Origin of the sequence: Pseudomonas sp. PS01299, assembly GCF_029960145.1 — a bacterium.
Taxonomy (GTDB): Bacteria; Pseudomonadota; Gammaproteobacteria; order Pseudomonadales; family Pseudomonadaceae; genus Aquipseudomonas; species Aquipseudomonas putida_A.
In genome coordinates this window covers 1-3,260 of the sequence record NZ_JASCPO010000386.1, presented here as the reverse complement: position 1 = coordinate 3,260, position 3,260 = coordinate 1, and the positions used below count along the sequence as shown (strand labels likewise).

Here is a 3,260-nt window from a genome sequence, read left to right as displayed (position 1 = left end):
CTGGGGGAGCGGGCTTGCTCGCGAAAGCGGTGTGGCAGTCACAGATGTGTCTACTGATACAGCGCTTTCGCGAGCAAGCCCGTTCCCACATTCGAATATCTTCCTGACCTTAAGGCCTTTCTGTCAGTCCATTTGACCGGAATAGACGCTGCGGCGCTCTGCCATGCTGGTTAAGATCGCTGCATTCCTTTTTTCGCTTGCCGAGGTTGTCATGCGTTTTTCCGATCTGCTCGATGCGGTTCGTCGCCAGCCAGAAGTGACCATTCCTGCCGAGTGGGGTCAGGGTCGGGCCAGTTTTGGTGGCCTGGTCGCGGCGCTGCAATACGAAACCATGCGCGCGCAAGTGCCGGCGGAGCGCCCGGTGCGTTCGTTGGCGATCACCTTTGTCGGCCCGGTCGAACCGGAAGTCCCGGTGAGCTTCGAAGTCGATGTGTTGCGCGAAGGCAAAGCGGTCAGCCAAGTGCTGGGCCGGGCTGTGCAGATCGGTCAGGTAGTGACGATCGTGCAGGGCAGCTTTGGTGCTTCGCGACCTTCGGAAGTCGCAGTCGAGGCCTATCCGGCAGCTGAAATGAAACACTGGGAAGAATGCCAGGAGTTGCCCTACATCAAGGGCGTGACCCCGGAGTTCATGCGGCATCTGGCGATGCGCTGGAGTGTCGGCGGCATGCCTTTCACCGGCAACACATCGCGGCAGATGGGCGGCTGGGTGCGTTTGCGTGGAGACGTCAAGGAAGAACCGGTCAATGAGGCGCATCTGCTGGCGCTGGTGGATGCCTGGCCACCGGCCTTGTTGCCGTATCTGAAGAAACCGGCACCGGGCAGCACGCTGACCTGGACTATTGAATTCGTGCAGCCGTTACGCGAGTTGAGCACGCTGGACTGGTGCAAATACTTGGCAGACATCGAATACGCCGCCGACGGCTATGGCCATGTCGCCGCCAAGTTGTGGAGCGCGGAGGGAGAGTTGATCGCCATGAGTCGGCAGACCGTGACGATTTTTGCCTGAGTCACTCAATGCCGACGGTGGCGCTCCCGCCAGGCGCGCCACCAGCCGCCACTGAGGAAAAACCGCGGAAAGGTCAGAAACTGCTCGACCAGCAAGCGCGACACGGCATCTTTACGATCACTGAACGGCTCGGAGGCTTGCGCTTCCAGGCTGTGGCCGTGGCGCTGCAGTCCCAGCGCTGCGACGATACCGATCACACCGATCGCCACACTCGCCAGACTCAAGCTGAACACGCCGGACACGATCAACAGAAATGCAACGATGAACAGCGGCACGGCAATCAGGTGCAGCACCAGATTGGTCGGGTGCTGGTGATTGTTCGGGTACGCGCGCCATTGCCACGCGGGAAGATTGGGGTGACGTTTGCCCATGTTGACTACTCCTCGATCCATGTTGAACACATGCTTGAAGAATAGGCCGGGGCGGGTGGGGCGGCGAATCAAGGTTGGCTATGGTGGTGATAGGCGTCATCGCCGGACTCGATGTTGATTCGGCTGACGCCTTCGCGAGCAAGCCCGCTCCCACAGTGGATTGGTGTACGCCACGGACCCCCTGTGGGAGCGAGCTTGCTCGCGAAGGCGTCGTCAGAGTTTCAACTGACCAATGGCCTTGTTGAGCTCCCCGGCCAGCGTCGCCAACTCATTACTGGTAGTCGCCGAATCCACGGTCTGTTGCACGGTGTTTTCGGTCACATCACGAATGCTCACCACCGCCCGATTCATCTCTTCCGCGACCTGACTCTGCTGCTCCGCCGCCACCGCAATCTGCGTGTTGCTTTCACGCATCTGCGCCACGGCGCCAGTGATTTCCGCCAGTGCTTCGCCGGCCTCCTGCGCCTGCTGCACGCAGTCGTCGGCCTTGTACGAACTCTCCTGCATGAAGTCCACCGCATCGCGGGTGCCGGCCTGCAGCGCTGAGACCATGGTGGTGATTTCATCGGTGGAGGTCTGCACACGTTTCGCCAGGTTGCGCACCTCATCAGCGACCACCGCAAAACCGCGGCCCATCTCGCCGGCACGCGCCGCTTCGATGGCGGCGTTGAGGGCCAGCAGATTGGTTTGCTCGGCGATGCTGTGAATCACACTGACTACGCCGTTGATCTTCTGACTGTCCTCGGCCAGACGCTGAATCATCTCGGCGGTCTGCTGCACACCGCTGGAGAGCCCGGCAATCGACTGTTGCACGCGGCTGACCACTTGCTGGCCGCTGCCCGCCAGACCATCGGCGGTCTGCGACAGGTCACGGGTGGCGCCGGCGTGCTGGGCGATGTGATAAACCGTGGCGGTCATTTCATTAATTGCGGTGGCGGCCTGATCGGTCTCGCTCTGTTGACCGAGCATGCCGTGGCGCACTTCGTTCATGCTCGCTGCCAGACGCGCAGCGCCGACGTCGAGTTGCCGCGCGGTGTTGGCGACCGTGGTGACCACGCGCTGATAACCGGCCTGCATCGCGTTGAACGCATTGGCCATTTGCCCTACTTCGTCCTTGCAGGCCAGCGGCACGCGGGCCGAGAGATCACCGCTCTTCTCGACATGCAGCATCACGTCTTTCAAGGTGTTGAGCTGACTGAGCAGGAAGCGGATCAGCAGTTGCGAAGCGCCGAGCATGGCCAGCATCAGGATAAACACCGCCACGGCGTAGTTGGCAAAACGATCACTGAACACTTGCGCCAGACTTGGGCCATAGGCGATGACCGCGACTTGCTGGCCGTCGCCACGACTGAACACTTCGGCGCCCAGCAGCGGGTTGCTGCCGAACAGCGGCAGATGATTGATCTCGTTCCAGCCGTTGCTATCGCTGATCTCCAGCAGCGGTTGACCATTGAGGCGCGGCGCTTCCCCGCGTTTGAAGGTCAGCACCTGATCGGCCTTGGGCAGCGCCTGCCCAGCCGGCCACGCCTTGAGCAATTGTGCCTGGGCCTGAGCGGAAGCCTGTGAGGCGTGGCTGCGGGCCTGCTGCTCAAGCTGCACGGCATACAGCACCAGCAGCAAGGTGGTGACGAAAGCGACCGCATTGACCGCCCAGAATTTGTATTTCAGCGAGATATTGCTAAGCCAGGCACCCATGGAGGTCTTCTCTGATAGCGGAAACAGTTTTGGCAAGGTGCCAGCATTGTGCCGCTATGCGGATCTGAAGATCTTGATACAGGTCAACAGGTTCTACGCTGAGCCCCCTTTGTGCGAGCGGGCTTGCTCGCGAATGCGGTGGTTCAGTTAATTAACAATGACTGACACACCGCCTTCGCGAGCAAGCC

3 protein-coding genes are annotated in these 3,260 nt (G+C 60.8%); 1 reads left to right on the top strand and 2 read right to left on the bottom strand.

All coding sequences use genetic code 11. From position 1 onward, the window contains the following. Positions 1-211: 211 nt before the first annotated feature. Positions 212-1,006: an acyl-CoA thioesterase domain-containing protein gene (locus QMX91_RS30035; RefSeq protein ID WP_282413827.1), complete on the top strand. Its 795-nt coding sequence runs from the start codon at positions 212-214 to the stop codon at positions 1,004-1,006. Positions 1,007-1,011: 5 nt separating this feature from the next. On the opposite strand, the gene QMX91_RS30030 is transcribed toward QMX91_RS30035, so the two are convergent. Continuing rightward, positions 1,012-1,377, bottom strand: coding sequence for an Mpo1-like protein (locus tag QMX91_RS30030; RefSeq protein WP_047295495.1), 366 nt, complete (start codon positions 1,375-1,377; stop codon positions 1,012-1,014). Between the two features lie 213 nt (positions 1,378-1,590). Further along, the gene (locus QMX91_RS30025) at positions 1,591-3,072 is read right to left on the bottom strand and encodes a methyl-accepting chemotaxis protein (RefSeq protein ID WP_282413826.1); all 1,482 of its coding nucleotides are present in this window, start codon (positions 3,070-3,072) and stop codon (positions 1,591-1,593) included. Positions 3,073-3,260: the final 188 nt, after the last annotated feature.